We start from the raw sequence: 21,219 nt of genomic DNA, 5'->3' as shown, positions 1-21,219 counted from the left end.
GGCTAAGCGCCGATCAGTCGTGCTGCCAGGTAGGCCTCAACCTTGTCCAGGGAGACGCGCTCCTGGCTCATGGTGTCGCGCTCACGGATGGTCACGGCCTGGTCTTCGAGGGTGTCGAAGTCCACGGTGATGCAGAACGGGGTGCCGATCTCGTCCTGGCGACGGTAGCGGCGGCCAATGGCTCCGGCGTCGTCGAAGTCGATGTTCCAGTTCTTGCGCAACTGGGCGCCGAGCGCCTTGGCTTTCGGAGACAAATCCTCGTTGCGGCTCAGCGGCAGGACGGCGGCCTTGACCGGCGCCAGTCGCGGATCCAGCTTCAGGACCGTACGGACATCGACGCCGCCCTTGGCGTTGGGTGCCTCGTCTTCCGTGTAGGAGTCGATCAGGAAGGCCATGAAGGAACGGGTCAGGCCGGCGGCGGGCTCGATCACGTACGGCGTGTAGCGCTCGTTGGTGGCCTGGTTGAAGTAGCTCAGGTCAGTGCCTGAGGCTTTGGCGTGTGTTGAAAGGTCGAAGTCCGTGCGGTTTGCGATACCTTCGAGCTCGCCCCACTCCGAGCCCTGGAATCCGAAGCGGTACTCAATGTCCGTGGTGCCCTTGGAGTAGTGGCTCAACTTCTCCAACGGGTGCTCGAAGAAGCGCAGGTTTTCTTCGCGGATGCCAAGGCCCGTGTACCAGGACATACGTTCGTTCATCCAGTACTGGTGCCATTCTTCATCCGTGCCGGGCTCGACGAAGAACTCCATTTCCATCTGCTCGAATTCCCGGGTGCGGAAGATGAAGTTGCCGGGGGTGATCTCGTTGCGGAAGGACTTGCCGATCTGGCCGATGCCGAAAGGCGGCTTCTTCCTGGAGGTGGTGAGAACGTTGTTGAAGTTCACGAAGATGCCCTGGGCGGTCTCCGGACGGAGGTAGTGCAGCCCCTCCTCGCTGGCAACCGGGCCAAGGAACGTCTTGAGGAGGCCCGAGAATTCCTGGGGCTCGGTCCACTGGCCGCGGGTACCGCAGTTGGCGCAGGCGATGTCGGCGAGGCCGTTCTCAGCCTTGCGGCCCTTCTTTTCCTCGTATTCTTCTTCGAGGTGGTCAGCGCGGTAGCGCTTGTGGCAGGAAAGGCATTCCACCAGGGGGTCGGAGAACACCTCGACGTGGCCGGAAGCTTCCCATACCTGGCGGGGCAGGATGACGGAGGAGTCCAGGCCAACCACGTCTTCGCGGCCGCGGACCATGCTCTGCCACCACTGGCGCTTGATGTTTTCCTTCAGTTCCGCACCGAGGGGACCGTAATCCCATGCAGAGCGCGAGCCACCATAGATTTCACCGGCCTGGAACACGAAACCCCTCCGCTTGGAGAGGGAAATGACCTGGTCGAGGACGGATTTTGCTGCCATGGGTACTCCATATTTCTACAGGGCCGCTGGGTGCGGTCCGCGGTGGGTTGATCTGTGCAGGAAGCTGCGTGTCCTAGCCTACCGGCCTTTCAGGGTCGACCTCCCAGCCAAGGGCCCCTTCGGCCACGGCAAGGTGGCCGCAATGATCGCGACGAGGGTCAGCAACGTTCCCAACACCGTGGGCAAGGTCACCACAGTACCCGGCGCCGGGATCACGATGTCGAGCATCAGGGAGCCGAGCAGCTGCCCGGCGATCATGCCGAGGCCGGTGATAAGGACTCCGAGGCTTCGGACCAGCAGGGCCGCGAGGCCAATGGCCACGCACCCCATGGGGCCGCCGAGGTAGTACCACCATTCAGCAGGCAGGGGTTTCCCTGTTCCTGCCACCGCGGACTTGATGAGCCAGGCTGCCCACAGGACGGCGGAGCCGGCCAGAAAATTCACCAACGTAGCCGCGAGGGGCGTGCCGTAGTGGACCGTGGCCGTGCCGTTCATGGCTTGCTGGAAGCTCATCAGGAAACCCGCCAACAGGGGCAAGAGGACCGGCAGAACCAACGCACCGGCGTCGGGCGTTCCACCAAAACGCGGGGAGACAGCCCAGGCGACGGCCGCGACAGTGGCGACACTTCCCATCACCCGGATACCGGTGATGGAGCGTTTGCCCCCGGGCCCGAGGCCCAGGCGGTCCACGAGCAATCCGCTGAGGGTCTGTCCGGTCACGGTGGCTACAGTGAAGACCGCAACGCCCAGCAGACCTACCGTGAACGACTGCGCAAAGACAAAGAACGCCCCGATTCCACCGGCCATGACGTAGAACGGCGGAAAGCTGCGGTTGCGGACCGCCGGAAGGATGTTGCACAGTCCGGCGCGGCCCTTGGGCGTCAGGAGCGAAATCATCGCGATCACCACCAGTCCAGTGGTGAAGCTCACCACTGAGGCGGTGACGACGTCGTCAACGGCCACCGCGAGCGCCCCGTTGATGCGCCCTTGGAGTGGCAGGACCAGCCCGGTGACCACGGCAAGAGGCAGCCCGAGGGCGAGCGGAAGGGTGGAACGTTGGGGCTGCGGCACTGTCACCACACTACTTCAGGCATCATTGCTGTATGAGCAACCCCGAAATCGAAGAGATCCCCATCCGCGACGACATGATCCGCCTGGGCCAAGTCCTGAAGCTGGCGAACCTTGTGGAGGACGGCGTTGAGGCCACGGAGCTCATCAAGAACGGCTTGGTCAAGGTCAACGACGACATCGAGGAACGCCGTGGCCGGCAGCTTCACGCCGGGGACACCGTTACCGTCAACGGCCGGACAGTACGGATCGCCTCTGCCTAGCTGAGGACTTTGTGGGTGAGGAATTCGCCCACATGCCCGATTTCCTGCTGGTTGATGCCGTGCCACATCCCTGTGTAAAGGACTTTGGTCAGGTCCACGTGCTTGCGGACCCAACCCATGGTGTACTCGATCTTGTCGGGGGTAATGACGGGGTCCTGCTGGTCGCGGCCCCAGAACATCGGGACCGAACCGTCCAGTTCCGAGTCGCGGAAGGCAGCGTCAGCACCGGCGTCGACGACGAACCCTGAAAGCCCGACGACGGCGGCGAAGTCAGCGGGCCGGTACCGCAGCATCGTGGTCGCCATGGCCATGCCCATGGAGAACCCCAGCAGCGTCACTGAAGAGTGGTTGGCCTTCACCGTATCCAGCCATTCAAGGGCGTACTCGGCAGCGAGCTTCACCGCCTCCAACGAGTAGTCGATCGACGCCGTCAGCGGGAACCACGTGAATCCGGGACCCATCGGCATCGGCGCCCGGAGCGCAGCAACGACGAAGCCGTCCGGAAGCAGACCCGCGAGGCTGAACAGATCGTCCTCGTTGGAGCCGTAGCCGTGGAGCAGGACCAGCAGCGGCTTGCCCGCACGATCGGCTTCGTCATGGGACCAGAGGACAACGGGCGCGGGGAATGCTACGGCTTCAGTCATGGGACTATTCTTGCAGTTACCGATGAGTAACAACCTACGGTGGCGTAGGTTCGCAGGTACGAGGCAGGATGTGAAGCGTGAGTGACTTCAATTCGTTGGTGAAACCGGGCGAGCCGGTCCAAAAGCACCCGTGGAGCCGTTACGTGGCCCTGGGTGATTCGTTCACGGAAGGCATCGGTGATCCCGAGCCCCGAAACCCCGGCGGCTTCCGCGGGTGGGCGGACCGCGTCGCGGAAGAACTCGGCAGGGGCCACGAAGACTTCGCCTACGCCAACCTCGCCATCCGGGGCCGGTTGCTGCAACAGATCGTGGATGAGCAAGTAGGCCCTTGTTTGGAACTCCAGCCCGACCTCGTGTCCATCTCAGCCGGCGGCAACGACCTCATCCGCCCCGGCGGAGATCCGGACTTGCTGGCAGAGAAGCTCGACGCCGCCGTTCAGGAACTTGGCTCCGGCGGCGCCACTGTGGTGCTCTTCAATGGACCGGACACGGCGTCCTCCGTCCTCGGGCGGATACGCGGCAAGGTGGCCATCTACAACGAAAACCTCAGGACGGTGGCCGCGCGCCACGACGCGATCGTGGCCGACATGTGGTCCCTCAGGCAGTTGGCCGATCCGCAAATGTGGGACGAGGACCGCCTGCACTTCTCGCCCTTGGGCCACCACACCATCGCCATGATGGTGCTTGATGCCCTGAACGTCCAGCACACGCTGGAACCGCTCCTGCCGAAGCCGCTGCCACCGCGAACGTGGCGCGAGGCACGCTCCTCGGACCTGGTCTGGGCGCGTGAATACTTTGTCCCGTGGGTCATCAGGAGGCTGCGCCACCAGTCCTCAGGGGACGGCATTACGCCCAAACGCCCGACGCCGGGGCCCGTCTTCGGACCCACCGGCAGCATGCTGCCCCGCGGCTGACATGACGCACGCACCGGGTGGGCGGCCCTTGGATGCCGGTTTGGGCCTGCAGCCTGAGGATGTGGTGGGACTGCGTTTGCGACGACAACAATTGCGGGCTCCCCATGCGGCGGACACCGGCGCGGCGCTCCGGAACCTCCTGGCAGTCCAGTCGCAGGAGTTTGCCTACGCCCGCTGGACCCTCGCCCAGCGGACGTACGGATCAACGGCCCAGGACGTGGAGCAAGCCGTCGCTGATGGCACCGTCCTGCGAACGCATATTCTTCGTCCCACCTGGCACTTTGTGCACCGGGAGGACCTGGGCTGGCTGATGGCGTTGTCGGCAGACCGCCTACATCAGGGAAACAAGGGCATGTACCGGCAGACCGGCGTGGACGAGGACGCTGCTGCGCGAAGCGGAAAGATCCTCGCCGAAGCGGTGGCGGGCGGTGCACATAAGACGCGCGAAGAACTTGCCGTGGTGTTGGGACAAGCCGGGTTCCCGAGCAAAGGACTTGGCTTTATCTACCACCTGATGCACGCCGAGATCAGCGGAATCCTGGTGAGCGGCACTCCTGTTCGTTCCGCCGGCGGGGCCCTCAAGCAAAGCTATGCGTTGTTTGAGGAACGGGTTCCCAACGCCGCTGGTGGCCCTTTGACCGGCGATGACCGCGATGCGGCACTGGGCCGACTCGCCTTGCGCTATTTCAGCAGCCGTGGCCCTGCCACCGTGAAGGACTGCGCGGCATGGTCCGGACTGACCCAAAAGGATGTGCGACGCGGTCTCGAGGCAGCCCATGGGCTTTCAGAAGGATCCTTGACCCCGGTGGTCATTGACGGCGTTGACTTTTACCTTGCTGCCGAGGAGGTTGAAGCGCTGGACCGGACCCCGCGGACGGCCGACCCGGAGCCGGCACTCCCGCGGGTGGACCTCATCCAGTGCTACGACGAGTACGTCATGGGGTACTCGCAATCCCGGCACTACCTCGGCGGCACGGCACCCTACTTCCCTGAGGACAACGGCCCCATGCATGTGGTCCTGCTTGATGGCAGATTGGCCGGTTGGTGGCGCCACGCTTTCTCCGGAGGAGCCTGCGAAGTGCACGTCCGCATGAACCGTGCTGCCACGGCGCCCGAACAGCAGGCGCTGGATGCCGAGGTGGAACGCTATGGGCGGTTCCTGGGGATTCAGGCCACGTTGGTGTGAAGCCCAGGCATCACTGCCTACTGCTTGGTCAGGCAACGGCTTGGTCAGGCGAAGAATGCCTCACGAAGCTGGACGGACAACTGCCCGATCTCGGTCAGGAAGCCATCGTGTCCGATGGGGGCCTCGATCAGGTGGACCGAAACATCGCCGGGAAGGTTGTCGGCGAGTTCCCGGGATTGCGCGGGGAAGTACAGACGGTCCGTATCCACCGCCGCCACGAAGAATTCGGCAGTGGCTTGGGCCAGGGCCTCCCGCAGCGTTCCCCGGCCGCGGCTGACGTCATGGGACATCAAGGCCTCGGTGATGGCGATGTAGCTGTTGGCATCAAAGCGGCGGACCAGTTTGGTGCCTTGATGGTCGAGGTAGCTCTCCACCTGGTAGCGCCCCCGCTCCCCCAGGACCGGTGCGGCCAGCGGGGTTTCCTGGTGCTGCGCTTCGCGGCCGAAGCGGAAATCGAGTTCCAGGGCCGAACGGTAGGTGATGTGGGCGATCCGGCGCGCCAATGCCAATCCTGCTTCCGGGGCAGGTCCGCCGTAGTAATCGCCGTTGTTGAAATTCGGGTCCTGACGGATGGCGAGGGTCTGCGATTGGGCGAACGCGATCTGTTCCGCCGTGCTGTAGGCCCCCACGGAGATCACGGCACAACGCCGGACACGTTCCGGAAAGGTGACTGCCCACTCCAGCGCTCGCGCACCACCCATGGAACCGCCCAGGACGGCGTGCCACGCCTGAATGCCCAAAGCGTCCGCGAGTCGCGCTTCGGCCGCGGTGCTGTCGCGGAGCGTGATAAGCGGGAACCGGGATCCCCAGGGGCGACCATCCGGAGCTTCGGACGAAGGACCCGTGCTGCCGTAGCAGCCGCCAACGATGTTGATGGAAACCACGAAGAACCTGTTGGTGTCGATGGTGGCGCCCGGCCCGACGAGCTGTTCCCACCAGCCTTCTTCGTCCGTGGCTCCCCGCGCCACGTGGGTGCTGCCGGTTAGCGCGTGTTGGATGAGGACCGCATTGGACGCATCCGCGTTCAGGCGCCCCCAGGTTTCATAGGCCAGGACAACGTTCGGGAGGTATCCGCCGGCTTCAAGATCCAGCGGACCCACGCTGGCGAACTTGACCGTTCCGTCTTCTTCGCCCGATTTCGGGAGTGCTGTAGCAGTAATGGTCATTCCTTTGACACCTAACCTCGCGCTTGCCCATCGCCTTGCGTGCGACAGGCCAGGTCCTCACCCGGGGCACCCCACCGCGGAGGAGGGTTGCCGGCCAGCAAGCCGGGGCTGTTCGCTGGCACTCATGACCTAATACGTAGAGTCTAGGAAAGACACCACCTTCATGGCGAAGAATGTGACAGCTGTGTGACGGTTTGGGGCGTTTTCGTTCAGCAAGGTGCACTTCAGAGTGCCGTCCGGCGAATATTCGTCGGACGGCACTCCCCGTGATACTCAGGTGCGGCGGTGATTATGCGCCCTTGGCACTGCGGAATCCGGCTTGAAGGTCCGCGATGATGTCGTCCACATGCTCGATGCCGACGGCCAGGCGGACCAAGCCGGGGTTGACGCCCGCAGCAACCTGCTGCTCAACCGTCAATTGGCTGTGGGTGGTGGACGCGGGGTGGATGACCAGCGAACGAACGTCGCCGATGTTGGCCACATGTGAGTGGAGCTCGAGTCCGTCGACAAAACGCTTCCCTGCCTCGACCCCGCCCTTGATGGTGAATGCCACAACCGCGCCCGTACCCCGCGGCCCGTACTTCCGTCCACGGTCATACCAAGGGCTGGACGGCAGACCCGCAAAGGCGACCGATTCGACGTCGTCATGAGCTTCCAGCCATGCCGCCACTTTAGTGGCGTTGGAGACATGGCGTTCCACGCGCAGGCTCAGAGTCTCAAGTCCTTGGGCGATGAGGAAAGCGTTGAACGGGGACACCGCGGAGCCAAGGTCGCGCAGCAGTTGGACCCGGGCCTTGAGGATGTAGGACAGGTTCGCGCCAAGCGCGCCGTCCTTCCCGAGGTCCCGGGCGTAGACGAGGCCGTTGTAGCTGGGGTCCGGTGTGTTGAAGTTGGGGAACCGCTCCGGGTCCCGGGAGAAGTCGAAGTTCCCTGAGTCCACGATCACGCCGGCGATCGCCGCGCCATGGCCGCCAAGGTATTTGGTGGCTGAGTGCACCACGATGTCCGCACCCCATTCGATGGGGCGTATCAGATACGGGGTGGAGAGGGTGTTGTCCACGATCAACGGCACACCCGCTTCGTGCGCCACCCCGGCAATTCCCTCGATGTCCAGCACGTCCTGGCGCGGGTTGGAAACCACCTCGCCGAAGAACAGCTTGGTGTTGGGCTGGACGGCCGCGCGCCACTGTTCCAGGTTGTCCGGGTCCTCAACGAACGTCACGGAGATCCCGAACTTCTTCAACGTATGCGCAAGCAGGTTGTACGTGCCGCCATAGAGGCTCGGGCTGGCCACGACGTGGTCTCCGGCTTCGGCAATGTTCAGGATCGCGAAGGTTTCCGCTGCCTGTCCGGAACTGAGCAGGAGGGCACCAAGGCCCCCTTCCAGGCTCGCGATGCGCTGTTCCACGGCGTCCTGCGTTGGGTTGCCGATCCGGGTGTAGATGGGCGCGAGCTCTGCCAGCGCAAAGCGGTTGGCGGCACTCTCAGCACTGGGAAAAACGAAAGACGTGGTCTGGTAGATCGGGAGGGAACGTGCGCCCGTTGCGCCATCAGGCTCCTGGCCTGCATGGATCTGGCGGGTTTCGAAGGACCATCCGTGGGACATTGCATTCTCCTTGTCGTAGCGCGCTGTTCTGGTTGGGCGGGTTGCGTGGGGCCAGTCTAGGAAGCGCCGGCCGTGGCGGTCCGCTTTGTGACGAAGACGGAATTTTTCGGACTTCTCGGGTCGTTTCCGCGTACCGGCATGACGCCTCGGGACGCATTTCAGTAACATCCCACCTTAGTTAGGCTGGACTTAGCTGAGACCCCGATCACAAAGTGCCAAGATGAAGCCATGCGCATGGATCACGTCTCTTACGCTTGTGAACGAGATGGCCTTTTGGCCACGACAGAACGAATTTCCGCAGCTCTGGGAGTGGACGCAGTCCGGGGCGGAGTGCACCCGCGCTTCGGCACCCGGAACATGATCATTCCCTTGGCGGATAACAAATACCTGGAAGTCGTGGAGGTCCTGGACCACCCCGCTTCCGACAAGGCACCCTTCGGCCAGGCAGTCAGGGCACGCTCGGCAGCGGGTGGCGGTTGGATGGGCTGGTGCGTCGCCGTTGACGACCTCGCTCCGTTCGAAGAACGCCTTGGCCGCTCAGCGGTACCCGGCAACAGGAAGTTCCCCGATGGCCGCGAACTGGTGTGGCAGCAGATCGGCATCCTCGGACTCATCGCTGATCCGCAGGTGCCGTATTTGCTCAAGTGGGAGGGCGACCCGTCGCTGCACCCGTCCAGGGTTTATGAAAGCGACGTCAAGATGTCCAGCCTGACCATTGCAGGCTCGGCGGAACGTGTCACCGAATGGCTGGGCGAACCTGTGGAGAAGCCGCTTGAGGACGTCGCGGTCCAATGGATGGCTCCCCACGGCACGCCGGGCATCATGTCCGTCACGTTCGAAACCGCCTCGGGGGCCGTCACCATCTAGGCGGAGTCACTATCCAACAGTCCCCTTCCACGAGGGGGCAACTCCCCGGCCAGCGTGTCCGGGTGCAGCTTCGGCCGCCATCAGCGGGTGCCAATGACGTCACCCACCGATGGCGGCCGAATATCTTTAAGCAGTTCCCCTGAGAGCGCCTAAGCAGCGTGTCAGCCCAGCCCCATCGCTTTGCCGAAGAGGCTGAAGCCGACGAATGCCACGATATCCAGTAGTGCGTGCGCGATGACCAGCGGCATGACCCGCTTGGTCTTGGTATAGATCCATGCGAACACGAGGCCCATCACCATGTTCCCGATGAACGGCCCGAATCCTTGGTACAAGTGGTAACTGCCGCGCAGGACGGCGCTGACAACGATCGCCACCGCCGTGCTCCAGCCAAACTTTCCGAACCGGTCCAGAAGGTACGCCACCACGATCACTTCCTCAACGATCGCGTGTCGCATGGCCGAAAGAATCAACACGGGCACGGTCCACCAGTACGCATCCAGTCCGCTCGGCACAATTGCTGTGGTCACTCCCAGTGCGCGCCCAACCGCGTAGAGGCCCAGTGACGGGATCCCGATGGCGGCGGCCAGCGCGAGCCCTTGCAACATGTCCCTGCCGGGACGGGCGAAGTTGAACCCAAGCCGATCGAAGGCCGAACCACCCGCGTCTTCCCGGTTCAGCGGCGAGTGCGATGAAAGGAAGTAGAACACAAGGACTACGGGGACCAGGGCGAACACAATGTCCAACAACTGGTAGGTGAGGTCGAAGTATTCTCTGCTGCTTTGCGACCTGTTCAGCGTCGAGGTGGCCTCGGACAGTGGCGCGCGCGTCATCTTGTCCAAAAGCTGCACCACCGAATACACGGCTGACTGGCCCAGCGAAAGGCCCAGTACGATCAGTACTTCGGCGCGCAGGCGGCGATGGGACGCTAGGAACATGTACCTATCTTGCCTTCAATTCCTGCCACTTTGCCGGGAACGACGAACAGTGCTCTGACGCCGCCCCGTCGAACCGGAAACTCAGCCCGCTGCCGGTGCGACGATGACTTCCGTGCCTTTGGCTTCGAACGCGGCCTTGTCCTCGGCCTTGATGCCGGCGTCCGTGATGAGGTGCCGGAACTCGTAACCAGCCATGGCTGCAAAGGAGCGGCGCCCCACCTTGGACGAGTCGGCCACAACATAGGATTCAGTGGCGCGGCGGGCCATGACAGTGTTCACCATGGCTTCGCCCTCGTCCGTGATAGTGGGGCCGAGGTCCGGATCCACGCCGTTAACGCCGATGAACGCGATATCCAAGGCAACCTTCTGCATGATCACATCCGTGTACGGTCCCACGAGCTCGTAGGAACGCGGGTTGAGGATCCCGCCGGTGACCATGATCTTGATGTTGGGACGAACTGCAAGTTGCGATGCGATGTTGATCGCGTTGGTGACCACGGTGAGCGTGGGACGGTTGGACGGTGCGTTGAGGTCCTCACGGGTGGACAGCAACTGCGCCAGGGCGGTGTTGGTGGTTCCACCGCTGAGCCCGATTACGGCACCTGGCCGGATCAGTGCAGATGCTGCCTGCGCGATGTCCTGCTTTGCCTCCGCGTGATCGTCACGGTTGTAGCGGCCGGGAAGGTCGTAGGCCACGGATCCCGTAGTGGCGCCGCCCCGGGTGCGGCTCAGGAGCCGCTGTTTAGCCAGGCTGTCGAGGTCCCGGCGTGCCGTGGCAGGTGACACGCCAAGCCGCGTCACGATGTCCTCGACTTCCACGTGGCCGGATTCGGCCAGGAGGTCAAGGATGGCGGTCAGCCGATCGGTGCGGGTCATGACAAGCCTTTCGCGGGGTCTGGCTATTTCGCTTTGGCGAACAGCGTCAGCATACGTGCGGATTCAAGCACCAGTGCTTCCCGTCCGGCCTTGATGTACTTCCGGGAATCCACCACTGCAGGGTTGGCATCGAGGTACTCACGGACGGCGCGGGTGAAGAACCCGTTCAAATGTGTGGATACGTTGATCTTAGTCATACCGGCGCCAATCGCACCTACGAGCATCTCGTCTGTGACGCCTGAAGAGCCGTGAAGGACCAAAGGCTTTCCCACTGCGGATTTCAACCTGCCTATCAGCGGCAGGTCCAGCTCGGCGCTGCGTTCCGTCATGGCATGGGATGACCCAACGGCAACGGCGAGCGCATCTACCCCCGTGGCGTCGACGAACGCCTTGGCCTCGGCAGGATCCGTTCGTACACCGGGCGCGTGGGCTCCATCCTTCCCGCCCACTTTGCCGAGTTCGGCTTCAACGTAGACGCCACGCTCCCGGGCATACCGGGCAACCCGGCGGGTGACCTCAACGTTCCAGTCGTAGGGCAGGTGCGCGCCGTCGAACATGACGGACCCGAACCCCAAGTCCACTGCGGCGAGCGCGAGGTCTTCAGACTCGGCGTGGTCCAGGTGGACAGCTACGGGGACGGCGGCGTCGCGGGCGATGGCCAGGGCAGCAACGGCGATCGGTTCCAGACCCCCGTGGTACTTGGCGCAATTCTCGGAAATCTGAAGGATCAGGGGCACTCCTGCAGCTTCGGCACCGGCGACAAGGCCCTCAGCCGTTTCCACATGGATGATGTTGAACGCCCCTTGGCCGGTACCGTTGCCGGCGGCCCTTTCCATCAGTTCCCGGGTGTTGACCAGGGTCATCCGGTCTCCTTCCATGTCACGATCAGCCGTTGTTCCAGTTCCTTGTAGCGGGGCGAGATCTCCCCGGCCGCCGGCATGAGCACGGCCGCAGCGGACCAGGCGGTGGCCCGCCGGAGTATCCCGCGCGGCTCCGTCACGCCTTCGGCGAGGGCGACGGCGGCAGCCGCCACACCGGCGTCGCCCGCCCCTGTGGGATTGCCGCTGAGCGGTTCGGGGAGGCGGGCGCTCCAGTAGCCGCCCGGCGATGCATGGTCGAAGGCGAGCATGCCGTCGGCGCCTGCGCTGACCAGGACTGTCCTGGCGCCCATCCCGATCAGAGCCAGGGCGGCGGCTTCAACGCTCGTCTCCCCCGTGGCGTCCGCGAGCTCGTGATGGTTGGGTTTGAGGACGTCCGCGCCGGCCTTTGCCGCGGCGATGATTCCCGGCCCGGAGGTATCGATGATCGCGGGTATGCCGGCATCATGCGCCATCCGGACGAGCGACGGATAGAAGTCCGCAGGTGCATCCGGTGGCAGGCTCCCCGAGCCGACCAGCACCGCGGCGGCTTCCCCGCCATTACTATGGATGGCTAGGTCGACGGCGGCACGCAGCGAGCGCCACTCGTCCGGGAGGAGGGCTTGCCCTTCCTCGTTGAAGATGGAGGTTTCGCCGGCGACCGTATCCACCAGGGCGATACTGCGGCGCGTCTCGGCGGCGACTGCCACCAGGCTATGGGGAACTCCGCTGGTCCACAGCTCGGCAGCGAGGGTCTGCCCTGCGGCGCCCCCGGTTGGCGCGATGGCGAGGACCGGATGGCCGAGCTGGTGCACCACGCGGGCTACGTTGAGCCCCTTGCCGCCGGCACGGCTGAGTGGAGTGGGCACGCGGTGGCTCGCACCTTCGGTGATGCCGTGGACGGTGTAGGTCATGTCGATGGCCGGATTGGGGGTCACTGTGACAATGCGGTTCATGAGGTGGCTCCCAGGAGTGCGCGTGCGTTCAGCGCCGCGCCGAGCAGTCCCGCGTCTTGTCCGAGCTGGGCCCGGATCAGGCGGGGCCGCCGCTGGAAATCCAGGATTTGGTCCACGCGGTGGCGAAGCGGTTCAAGCAGCTCTTCCCCGGCTTCTGCCAAGCCTCCGCCAATCACCACGGCCTCGGTGCCGATGATGTTGACGCATTGGCAGATGGTGAAAGCCAAGGCATCCACTGCCTCCGACCAGATCCGGGCAGCGGTTTCGTCGCCGGAACGTGCCCGGAGCAGGACATCGCGGGCGCCATCCACCGGCGTGCCCGTGAATGTGCTGTATCGCTTGGCGATGGCACCGGCGGAACCGACGGCCTCCAGGATGGTCGCGCCTCCGGTGCCGGGTCCACTTCCGGTGCCGTGGCCGCCGTCGGGGTTCGGGACTTGGGCATGCCCAAGTTCGCCGGCGAAACCACCGGCCGTGACCGCTTTTCCGTCCGAGAAGACTGCCGCCGCTATTCCGGTCCCCACCACCATGACCACTACTTCCTTGAACTCCTTGGAGCCGCCGAAATGGTGCTCCACGGCAGCCGCAGAGCGGACATCATGGTCAAACGCCACAGGCATTCCCAAACGTTTTTCGGCCTCGGCCGTGAAAGGGAAATCGCGCCAACCAAGGTTGGCCGAATAGATACCGATTCCGTCCTTTGAGTCCACAATGCCGGGCACGATGACGCCGGCAGCTTTGGGAGTGATGTCCGGGAACTCGGACGCGAGTTCGTCCGCGAGCACAGCAAGCCGGTCAAGTACCGCCTCTCCAGGGCGGGAAGGGTCCAATGGCGTGGGGACGCGACGCAACCCAAGGACGGCCCCTTGGGCATCCACGAGTCCGGCCTTGATGTCGGTTCCGCCGACATCGAAGGCCAGGACTGCTGATTCTGCGGCTCCAAGAACCATGGGAGGCACCTAGGCGGTGGCGTCGAGAATGACGGAGCGTGTGAGGTTCCGGGGCAGGTCGGGATTGAGCCCCCGGGCGCGGGCCCGTTCAAGGGTTACCTTGTGCACCCGTGCCAGTTCCGCCAGAGGGTGGTTGTCCGAACGGACGTAAAGGGCGCCCGTCGCAGCCATGTCGTTGGCCAGTCCCTCGGGCTCGTCGCCGAACAGCCATGTCACTCGTCCGGGGGCGGCGATGGAGATGGGGCCGTGGCGGTATTCCATGGCCGGGTAGGACTCGGTCCAGCCCTGCACGGCTTCCCGCATCTTCAGTCCCGCCTCGTGGGCAAGGCCCACGGTCCAACCCGTGCCCAGGAACGTGAACTGTTCGGCGTCCAGGAGTTCTTGGGCGACCTCGCCGGCGACAGCGGCTTGAGCGTCCTCGATGGCCGGGGCCAGGTCGATGTCCAAGCTGGTCAGCAAGTACACGAGGGCGGTGGTCGCAAAGCGTGTCTGCACAACAGACCGCTCATCCGCGTAGGGCAAGCCGATGACGGCGTCCGCCAACCCGACAATGGGCGAAGCGGTGTCGCCGATAATTGCGATGGTTGGGACAATCCCCTTGAGCTGCGTCAGGACCTCAAGGACTTCAGTTGTAGTGCCGGAGCGCGTTATGGCCACGACCACGTCGTAACGGCGGTCCACGCTGTTGCTGTTCAGGAATGCTTCGGACGCGGCGAAGGCATCCGTGACTCCCTTGCCTGCGGATTCGCGGGCGGCCGCGTAGCTCTGGGCCATGAACCAGGAAGTACCGCAACCGATCACCGCGATGCGCAAACCGTCCGCGGGAAGCAGGCTTTCGGAACCGGCCTGGATGATGGCCCGACGCCAAACTTCCGGCTGGGATGTCAGTTCTTCCTCCATGAAGGCGCCGAGTGTGTTGTCGCTCATTGTGTGTTCTGCTCCCGCTCAACTAATGACGTTTTCTGATCTATAGAAACACTAAACGATCAATTTCAATCTCACAAGGATCATCTACTGGAGTGGATGGGCAAGGCCGCCGTACGGCTGGCCACAGACTGATCAAAGCCTGCCGGCGGCGCCACCGACCCCCGCACGCACATCACGGAACGCCACGAACCCTTCACGCAGAAGGGTTCGCTCATCAATGTCATCGACGAAGTGTTGGACGGAAGGTGGTCGCCGATCCCCCACGATGAGAACCAGGCTCCCTATGGCGGCCCCGGCCTCGCGTATTGCACCACCGAGGCAGCCGGACCATCAGCTCAACGGTCACTGTCCGCACACTTCCCAGGCCGCCGCTGGGCACCGTCTTGCCAGCGACCACCCCTGGGTCAGTGCAACCACGGTTGGGGCCCTGCGGAAAAGGACCAACCGAACGGCCGCACGGGCGCCGGCCAGCGCTCCCGTGACATTGAACGTGGACGTCAACGACGCACAGTATGTGGTCCTGTTGGCCAACGACGCCGGCGACGGAAACGGCAACGACCACGCCGACTGGGCCGACGCGAAGTTCACGTGTTCCTAAGTTTCCTCTTTAGACGGCCTGCTGGCCGGCCCGCCAGACCGAATGCGTCAGTGGGATACCCGGCCGGTACGCCAGGTGCGTAGCTGACGGCGCCTTCAGCATGTGCAGGTCCGCCCGATGACCGACGGCGAGCGAGCCCACCGCCCGTTCGCCGTCGACGTCGTTCCCGGACTCCCGGCCCAACGCCAAGGCGCCGCCGTACGTCGCAGCCCGAACGGCCTCGTGGACGCTGAGGTGCATTTGCAACACCGCCGTGGTGACGCAGAAAGCCATGGAACTGGTGTACGACGTACCCGGGTTGCAGTTGGCCGCAAGCGCAATCTGCACCCCGGCATCAATCAACGCCCGTCCCGGAGCCAGCGGTTGGCGCGTGGACAGGTCGCAGGCCGGAAGGCAGGTAGCCACTGTGCCCCGCTGCCCCGTTCCCTTTGCCGTGTCCCAATCGGCCCATGTTCCCGCGAGCGCTTGGATGTCGTGATCGGAAAGGTAGTTCACGTGGTCCACGCTCGCCGCCGCGAACTCCACAGCCAACGCCACTCCTGGTCCTTCTCCGAGCTGGTTGCCGTGGACCCGCAAACCGAGGCCTGCGTCACGGGCAGCCGTCAGGACCCGCCTGGACTGCGCCTCGGTGAATGCCCCGCGCTCACAGAACACATCCGCCCAGCGGACGTGCGGGAGGACGGCGTCGAGCATTTCCCCGCAGACCAGGTCCGTGTAGTCCTCCGGATCCGATCCCGCCGGGACAAGGTGCGCGCCCAAGTACGTGACCTCGTCCACGAGCGCTTCAGCGATGCGGGCACTGCGGGCCTCGTTCTTCACATCCAGGCCATAACCGGTCTTGCTCTCCAGGTAAGTGGTGCCCTGGGAGACTGCCTCGGTGACGCGGTCTTGCACCAGCCGGGTAAGTTCTTCATCACTCACGCTGCGCGTGGCACCAGTGGTCACGGCGATACCGCCCGCGCTGTAGCTTTCACCTGCCATGCGGGCCTCGAACTCGGCAGTGCGGTCTCCTGCGAAGACAAGATGCGAGTGCGAATCCACCCAACCCGGCAGGACGGCCCGACCTTCAGCGTCGATCTTTTCGTCTGCCGCAGGTGCATCAGCACTGGAGCCAATCCAGGCAATCCGCTCCCCTTCGAACACGATCGCTGCATCCTTCAGGACCCGATGTTCAAGGTCCTGGGTCATCAACTCGCCGATGTTGGTGATCAGTGTGCTGCCGGCTGTGATCTCGCTGCGCCTCTGCGTGGTTCCGCTCATGTCCCTATTGTTCAGCGCCGGATGGACCAACGGACCGCAGCAAGCTGTTCCGCTGTCCGGGATTCCGGACTGTCCGGGCCCACGTCGCCCAGAATCAGCGCCGCCGCCAGCTCCGCCACTGCGGAAGATGTTTGAAAACCGTATCCCCCTTGACCGGCGAGCCAGAAGAAACCGGGAGCTTCGGCGTCGAACCCCACCACCGGAACACCATCAGCCGCTTCGGTCCGCAACCCGGTCCAGGCACGGTCCACGGAGCGGATCCCCAGGGTCGTCACGGAGTTCAGCGCGCTGATGAGCTTTTCCATGTCCCCTGGGTAGGGCTTGGCGTCCTCCGCACCGCTGGGGACGTGTTCCGAGGGCGAGATCAGCACCTGGTTTCCTTCGGCGCGGAAGTAGAAGGAGTCGTCGGCGGCGCACACCATCGGCGTTTCCGGGGTCAGCGGCCGGTCTACGTTCACGATCGCCGCCGTTCGCCGGTACGGCTGCAGCCCCAGCTTTTCCACCCCGCTGATAACGGCCAACTCGTCAGCCCAGGCACCTGCCGCATTAACCACGACGGCGGATTGGAAGCCTTCCGTGCCTGCGCCCACCTGCCAGCCGCTTCCGAGCCGCTGGGCCGAGTGCACCTTGGCGCCGGTGATGATGTCCACTCCCGCTGCTTCAGCCGTGCGGCGGTGTTCCTCCAGCAACAACGGGGCATTGCAACCGAAGGAGCCGTTGTCCAAGCCTGCGGCGGAGAACGCGTCGGGGTTCAGGACCGGGCACAGGAGCATGGCTTCGTCGTGCGAGATGGGGCGCATGTTGCCGCTGGCTTGGGCGCGCACGGTCTCCTCGTCGCCCACCAACATGAAGCCCCGCGGGGTCAAAATCGGCGCTTCAGACTCTGCGTCACGGGCCGCAAGCATCTCCAGGGTCCGAACAGTCAGTTCCTGCACCACGGGCGGCCCGTAGCTGGGAATCAGTTGGCGGGCCGACCTGGACGACGTGTGGAAGGCCAGGGATTGCTCGGCCTCCACCAGCGCGACGCTGCACTTCCCTGCCAGGGCCGATGCCAAGGAAAGCCCGGCAATCCCGCCGCCAACGATTACCACGTCATAATTCGAAGCCATGGCTCCATCCTGTCAGAAGCCGCGGGCAGCCGGACACCCGGGTCCCCAACCGTCTCTCACCGATGACCCCCAAACCCCCAACCGTCTCTCTCCGATGACCCCCAACCCCCCAACCGTCTCTCACCGATGACCCCCAAACCCCCAACCGTCTCTCACCGATGACCCCCAACCCCCCAACCGTCTCTCACCGGCGCCTTACCGGCAGCCGCCCACACTGGCAAACCAGACGACCGCCCTGCGGTGACTGCCGACGTCGGGCCTTTTCGCCAGTGAGAGACGGTTGGGAAAATTGGGGCGTTAGGTGAGAGACGGTTGGCTCAGGCGACGGCTGCGCGGCTCTTCACGAACGCCTGGACGCAGGCCTCGACGTCCTCGGAGCTGTGCGCTGCCGATAGTTGCACGCGGATACGCGCCGCACCCTTCGGAACCACCGGGTAGCTGAAAGCCGTGACGAACACGCCATGGTTGAGCATCTCATCCGCGACGCGGGCCGCAACCACGGCGTCGCCGAACATGACCGGAATGATGGCGTGCTCGCCGTCGAGCAGCTCGAAACCTTCCTCGCTCATCCGGCGACGGAACAGCGCCGCGTTCTCAAACAGCCGGGTGCGCAACTCGCCGGATCCCCGCACGAGATCGATCGCTTTGATGGTCGCCGCCACAATGGCGGGAGCAAGCGAGTTGGAGAACAGGTACGGGCGGGCTTTCTGGCGCAGCATGGCAACAATCTCGCCGCGGCCGGAGACGTAGCCACCGGAGGCCCCGCCGAGCGCTTTGCCGAAGGTGCCTGTGTAGATGTCCACGCGGTCCGAGACCCCGGCGTGTTCCGGGGTGCCGGCTCCGGAAGGGCCCATGAAGCCGACGGCGTGGGAGTCGTCCACCATGACCAGGGCGTCGTGCTTTTCGGCGAGGTCGCAGATCGCTTCGAGGGGCGCGAGGTAGCCGTCCATCGAGAACACGCCGTCGGTCACGATGATCTTGCGGCGCGAGCCCGATGCCTCCACCAACTTGGCCTCAAGGTCAGCCATGTCCTGGTTGGCATAGCGGAAGCGCTTCGCTTTGCTCAGTCTGATGCCGTCGATGATTGAGGCGTGGTTGAGGGAGTCGGAAATGATGGCGTCGTCCGGGCCGAAGAGGGACTCGAACACGCCACCGTTGGCGTCGAAGCAGCTGGAGAACAGAATGGTGTCTTCCGTGCCCAGGAAGCTGGAGACACGCGATTCAAGTTCCAGGTGGAGGTCCTGGGTTCCACAGATGAACCGCACGGAGGCCATGCCGAAGCCACGCTCATCCATGGCCGACTTGGCTGCGGCGATGATGTCCGGGTGGTCGGCAAGGCCCAGGTAATTGTTGGCGCAGAAGTTAAGCACGTTGTTGGCCGGCTGGCCCAGCTGTCCTGCGGCGATGTGGCTTGCCTGTGGTGAATCAATGTGGCGTTCGGTCTTGAAGAGTCCGGCAGAGCGGATGTCGTCCAGTTCGCCCCGAAGCTGGTCTTTGGTGGCTGAATACATGGTGTGCTCCTAAAGTCTGTTTCGCGCTTTTACAGTTCAGTCCAGTCGAGGACCACTTTGCCGCCTGTACCGGCGCGGGCAATCTCGAAGCCCTTCTCCCAGTCGGCGGCGGAGAGCTTGTCAGTGATGACGGCCGAGATGTTGCGGTGCAGCACGGGGTTCGAGGACAACATGGCGCTCATGGCGTACCAGGTCTCGAACATTTCGCGACCGTAAATGCCCTTGAGGGTGAGCATGTGGGTGACCACCTTGCCCCAGTCGATGTCGATGGACTGGCTGGGCAGGCCGAGCATGGCGATGCGACCACCGTGGTTCATGTTGTCGATCATCTCAGGCAGGGCCGTGGGGTGTCCTGACATTTCCAAGCCGACATCGAAGCCTTCACGCATTCCCAATTCCTGCTGAGCCTCACGCACGCGCATCTTTGACACGTCAACGGCGAGGTCCACGCCCATCTGCCGGGCGAGCTCCAAGCGGGGAGCGGACACATCGGTGATGGCAATCTTTCGGGCACCCGCGTGTCGGGCGACGGCGATTGCCATCAGGCCGATGGGACCGGCCCCGGTGATCAGGACGTCTTCGCCAACCAAGGGGAAGCTAAGGGCGGTGTGCACGGCATTGCCGAAGGGGTCGAAAATGGCGCCGAGTTCAGGGGTGACGGATTCGTCGTGGTGGACCCAGACGTTGGTCTCGGGAATCACGACGAACTCCGCGAACGCCCCATCGCGTTGCACGCCTACCGAAACCGTGTGGATACACATCTGGCGGCGACCGGCACGGCAGTTGCGGCAGATGCCGCAGACCACGTGGCCTTCACCGGAGACGCGGTCCCCGACCTTGACGTCGCGGACGTCCTCGCCGACTTCCACCACTTCTCCGTAGAACTCGTGACCGGCGATGAGCGGGGTTTCGATGATGCTCTGCGCCCACGCGTCCCAACTCTGGATGTGGAGGTCCGTGCCGCAGATGCCGGTGGTCATGACGCGGATCTTCACGTCGTTGGGCCCGGCCTCAGGCTCTGGACGGTCGACGAGCTCGAACCCTGTGTGCGGTCCGGATTTGTAGAGAGCCTTCATGGGATTCCTCACTGGCTTGATGCTGCTTCGCTGCTGCTGAGTCCATTGAAGACCCCTTGACGATTTAGCACAACTAGATTCTTCTCAATCAACGATTTAGCATTTGCTAATGGAAATCCATCAGTTGCAAATGTTGCGGGAACTGGGTGACCTTGGCAGCGTCAAGGCAGTCGCCGAGACCCTCATGGTCACGCCCTCTGCCGTTTCGCAACAGCTTGCGCTGCTCCAGAAATCCGTGGACGTGCCCCTCACGCGCAAGGAAGGCCGCGCTTTGGTGCTGACCGACGCCGGACGCGTCCTCGCAGAGGCGGGTGCCGCCGTCGTGAATGCCATGGCGGATGCGCGTGCAGCAATCGGTGCCTACCACGACGCTCCTGACGCCCCGGTCAGCGTCAGCGCCTTTCACAGCGCGGGCCAGGCGCTGTTTGCGCCCTTGGCTGCGCTGCTGGCAAAAACGTTCGACGGCGGGAAGTCACCAACGCTGCGGCTCTCGGATGAGGATGTGGCCCAGGAAGATTTCCCCGGGTTGGTGGCGCGCTATGACCTGGTCCTGGCCCACAGGATGGACAACAGTCCCCCATGGCCCAAGGACAAGGTCGCTGTGGTCCCCCTCGCCGACGAGCCCCTGGACATCGCGCTCCCGGCCGACCACCCGTTGGCGCAGCGAACCGAACTGGAGCCGTCCGACGTCGTTGGTGAAACCTGGGTGACCAGCCGCGACGGCTACTCGCCCGCGGACGTGCTGGCCGCCGTCGTTGCCGTCAGCGGGCGGCCGGCCGAAGTCCTGCACCGCATCAACGACTATTCGACCGTGGCGGCACTGGTTTCGGCCGGTGGTGCCATCGGGCTGCTGCCGAGATTCACGGCGCGGCGCGTATTGGACGCGGGCGTGGTGCTGCGGCCACTTTCCGGAGTCAATTCGGTGCGCAAAATCGACATCCTCGCCCGGCCGGAAACACTCAAACGGAAATCGGTCATGACGGTCTGCGAGTCACTTCAAACCGTCATGACCGGGCTTTCCTCACCCAAGTAAGTCGCAGTTGTGCGCGTTTAGACGCCGCT

General features: G+C 64.1%; 20 protein-coding genes, 1 pseudogene and 1 riboswitch. Of the genes and pseudogenes, 6 read left to right on the top strand and 15 right to left on the bottom strand.

Annotation, left to right across the window (positions count from 1 at the left end):
- Positions 1–2 precede the first annotated feature (2 nt).
- Together AB0N65_RS08485 and AB0N65_RS08480 are read right to left on the bottom strand one after the other, a co-directional pair.
- A complete protein-coding gene (locus AB0N65_RS08485; RefSeq protein ID WP_364160078.1) occupies positions 3–1,388 on the bottom strand; it encodes a glycine--tRNA ligase in 1,386 nt (461 codons plus the stop codon).
- Between the two features lie 78 nt (positions 1,389–1,466).
- Positions 1,467–2,468 carry a DMT family transporter gene (locus AB0N65_RS08480; RefSeq protein WP_364160076.1) on the bottom strand — a complete coding sequence of 334 codons (1,002 nt, stop codon included), beginning with the start codon at positions 2,466–2,468 and terminating at the stop codon, positions 1,467–1,469.
- Between the two features lie 23 nt (positions 2,469–2,491).
- Here AB0N65_RS08480 and AB0N65_RS08475 point away from each other — a divergent pair, with 23 nt between their 5' ends.
- A complete protein-coding gene (locus tag AB0N65_RS08475; protein ID WP_364160074.1) occupies positions 2,492–2,719 on the top strand; it encodes an RNA-binding S4 domain-containing protein in 228 nt (75 codons plus the stop codon).
- Here the strand turns inward: AB0N65_RS08475 and AB0N65_RS08470 are convergent.
- Positions 2,716–3,363: a phospholipase gene (locus AB0N65_RS08470; RefSeq protein WP_364160072.1), complete on the bottom strand. Its 648-nt coding sequence runs from the start codon at positions 3,361–3,363 to the stop codon at positions 2,716–2,718. The two genes, AB0N65_RS08475 and AB0N65_RS08470, sit on opposite strands and share 4 nt — an antisense overlap.
- Before the next feature lie 77 nt (positions 3,364–3,440).
- Here AB0N65_RS08470 and AB0N65_RS08465 point away from each other — a divergent pair, with 77 nt between their 5' ends.
- Both AB0N65_RS08465 and AB0N65_RS08460 read left to right on the top strand, forming a co-directional pair.
- The gene (locus tag AB0N65_RS08465; RefSeq protein ID WP_364160070.1) at positions 3,441–4,277 is read left to right on the top strand and encodes an SGNH/GDSL hydrolase family protein; all 837 of its coding nucleotides are present in this window, start codon (positions 3,441–3,443) and stop codon (positions 4,275–4,277) included.
- Between the two features lies 1 nt (position 4,278).
- A complete protein-coding gene (locus AB0N65_RS08460; protein ID WP_364160068.1) occupies positions 4,279–5,463 on the top strand; it encodes a winged helix DNA-binding domain-containing protein in 1,185 nt (394 codons plus the stop codon).
- A 44-nt stretch (positions 5,464–5,507) separates the two neighbouring features.
- Here the strand turns inward: AB0N65_RS08460 and AB0N65_RS08455 are convergent, their stop codons facing one another.
- A complete protein-coding gene (locus tag AB0N65_RS08455; RefSeq protein ID WP_364160066.1) occupies positions 5,508–6,629 on the bottom strand; it encodes a homoserine O-acetyltransferase in 1,122 nt (373 codons plus the stop codon).
- A gap of 14 nt (positions 6,630–6,643) precedes the next feature.
- A riboswitch (SAM riboswitch) is annotated at positions 6,644–6,759 on the bottom strand.
- Between the two features lie 159 nt (positions 6,760–6,918).
- Positions 6,919–8,256, bottom strand: a pseudogene (locus AB0N65_RS08450) (bifunctional o-acetylhomoserine/o-acetylserine sulfhydrylase); the annotation flags it as partial.
- A gap of 207 nt (positions 8,257–8,463) precedes the next feature.
- On the opposite strand from AB0N65_RS08450, the gene AB0N65_RS08445 reads away from it, so the two are divergent.
- A complete protein-coding gene (locus AB0N65_RS08445; protein ID WP_364160064.1) occupies positions 8,464–9,102 on the top strand; it encodes a VOC family protein in 639 nt (212 codons plus the stop codon).
- Between the two features lie 161 nt (positions 9,103–9,263).
- Here AB0N65_RS08445 and AB0N65_RS08440 read toward each other — a convergent pair whose 3' ends face one another.
- The 6 genes from AB0N65_RS08440 to AB0N65_RS08415 all read right to left on the bottom strand — a co-directional run bounded on the left by AB0N65_RS08440 (position 9,264) and on the right by AB0N65_RS08415 (position 14,603).
- The gene (locus AB0N65_RS08440) at positions 9,264–10,037 is read right to left on the bottom strand and encodes a CPBP family intramembrane glutamic endopeptidase (protein WP_364160062.1); all 774 of its coding nucleotides are present in this window, start codon (positions 10,035–10,037) and stop codon (positions 9,264–9,266) included.
- A gap of 81 nt (positions 10,038–10,118) precedes the next feature.
- Positions 10,119–10,913 (bottom strand): DeoR/GlpR family DNA-binding transcription regulator, encoded by a 795-nt coding sequence (locus AB0N65_RS08435; RefSeq protein WP_364160060.1) that lies wholly within the window; start codon positions 10,911–10,913, stop codon positions 10,119–10,121.
- A gap of 23 nt (positions 10,914–10,936) precedes the next feature.
- Complete coding sequence (locus AB0N65_RS08430) at positions 10,937–11,776, bottom strand: class II fructose-bisphosphate aldolase (RefSeq protein WP_364160058.1); 840 nt, start codon at positions 11,774–11,776, stop codon at positions 10,937–10,939.
- On the bottom strand, positions 11,773–12,726 hold the full coding sequence (locus tag AB0N65_RS08425; RefSeq protein ID WP_364160056.1) for a hexose kinase: 954 nt from the start codon (positions 12,724–12,726) through the stop codon (positions 11,773–11,775). The genes AB0N65_RS08430 and AB0N65_RS08425 overlap by 4 nt, the downstream gene beginning before the upstream one ends.
- Positions 12,723–13,676 (bottom strand): ROK family protein, encoded by a 954-nt coding sequence (locus AB0N65_RS08420; protein WP_364160054.1) that lies wholly within the window; start codon positions 13,674–13,676, stop codon positions 12,723–12,725. The genes AB0N65_RS08425 and AB0N65_RS08420 overlap by 4 nt, the downstream gene beginning before the upstream one ends.
- A gap of 9 nt (positions 13,677–13,685) precedes the next feature.
- Positions 13,686–14,603, bottom strand: coding sequence for an SIS domain-containing protein (locus AB0N65_RS08415; RefSeq protein WP_364160052.1), 918 nt, complete (start codon positions 14,601–14,603; stop codon positions 13,686–13,688).
- Between the two features lie 478 nt (positions 14,604–15,081).
- Between AB0N65_RS08415 and AB0N65_RS08410 the strand changes: the two genes are divergently transcribed.
- Positions 15,082–15,201, top strand: coding sequence for an NPCBM/NEW2 domain-containing protein (locus AB0N65_RS08410; protein WP_364160050.1), 120 nt, complete (start codon positions 15,082–15,084; stop codon positions 15,199–15,201).
- A gap of 9 nt (positions 15,202–15,210) precedes the next feature.
- Here the strand turns inward: AB0N65_RS08410 and hutI are convergent, their stop codons facing one another.
- The 4 genes from hutI to tdh form a co-directional block, all read right to left on the bottom strand.
- Positions 15,211–16,461 carry an imidazolonepropionase gene (hutI, locus tag AB0N65_RS08405; RefSeq protein ID WP_364160048.1) on the bottom strand — a complete coding sequence of 417 codons (1,251 nt, stop codon included), beginning with the start codon at positions 16,459–16,461 and terminating at the stop codon, positions 15,211–15,213.
- Between the two features lie 11 nt (positions 16,462–16,472).
- Entirely contained in the window at positions 16,473–17,570 is a 1,098-nt protein-coding gene (locus AB0N65_RS08400; RefSeq protein WP_364160046.1) for an FAD-dependent oxidoreductase, read from the bottom strand.
- 317 nt (positions 17,571–17,887) lie between these two features.
- Positions 17,888–19,081 (bottom strand): glycine C-acetyltransferase, encoded by a 1,194-nt coding sequence (locus AB0N65_RS08395; protein WP_364160044.1) that lies wholly within the window; start codon positions 19,079–19,081, stop codon positions 17,888–17,890.
- 29 nt (positions 19,082–19,110) lie between these two features.
- Complete coding sequence (gene tdh / locus AB0N65_RS08390) at positions 19,111–20,157, bottom strand: L-threonine 3-dehydrogenase (RefSeq protein ID WP_364160042.1); 1,047 nt, start codon at positions 20,155–20,157, stop codon at positions 19,111–19,113.
- A gap of 109 nt (positions 20,158–20,266) precedes the next feature.
- Here tdh and AB0N65_RS08385 point away from each other — a divergent pair, with 109 nt between their 5' ends.
- Positions 20,267–21,190: a LysR family transcriptional regulator gene (locus AB0N65_RS08385; protein ID WP_364160040.1), complete on the top strand. Its 924-nt coding sequence runs from the start codon at positions 20,267–20,269 to the stop codon at positions 21,188–21,190.
- Positions 21,191–21,219: the final 29 nt, after the last annotated feature.

The organism is Paenarthrobacter sp. NPDC089322, from assembly GCF_040684895.1.
Taxonomy (GTDB): Bacteria; Actinomycetota; Actinomycetes; order Actinomycetales; family Micrococcaceae; genus Arthrobacter.
Note: the sequence above shows the minus strand (reverse complement) of the source record. Positions and strands in the feature narration are given on the sequence as shown.